Origin of the sequence: Massilia aurea (assembly GCF_024753205.1) — a bacterium.
Lineage (GTDB): Bacteria > Pseudomonadota > Gammaproteobacteria > Burkholderiales > Burkholderiaceae_D > Telluria > Telluria aurea.
Genome location: NZ_JANUGZ010000044.1, coordinates 1 through 362 on the forward strand (window position 1 = coordinate 1; position 362 = coordinate 362).

Sequence of the window (362 nt, forward strand, 5' to 3'; positions counted from 1 at the left end):
GAATCGCGTTGGCCAGAAGTGACCGTTGATGTTGCCGTCGGCCAGATGCGTGCCATCGAGTTTGTCGCGGACAACCCAGGTGACTGGGCATTCCACTGCCATAAGTCCCACCACACCATGAACGCAATGGGTCACGACGTTCCCAACATGATTGGCGTCTCCCAGCGTGACGCTGCGAAGAAGATTAGTTCAATCATTCCAGACTATATGGCAATGGGCTCTACGGGCGGCTCGATGGGTGAAATGGAGATGCCGCTGCCAGAAAACACTCTTCCGATGATGGGCGGCCAAGGCCCCTTCGGCGGAGTGGAAATGGGAGGCATGTTCACCGTGATGAAGGTTCGTAAAGACCAAAAGCGAGG

General features: G+C 55.8%; 1 protein-coding gene. It reads left to right on the top strand.

The window, feature by feature from the left end; all coding sequences use genetic code 11:
- On the top strand, window positions 1-362 hold a 362-nt coding region (locus tag NX775_RS23965), incomplete at both ends, for a multicopper oxidase domain-containing protein (RefSeq protein WP_258838261.1).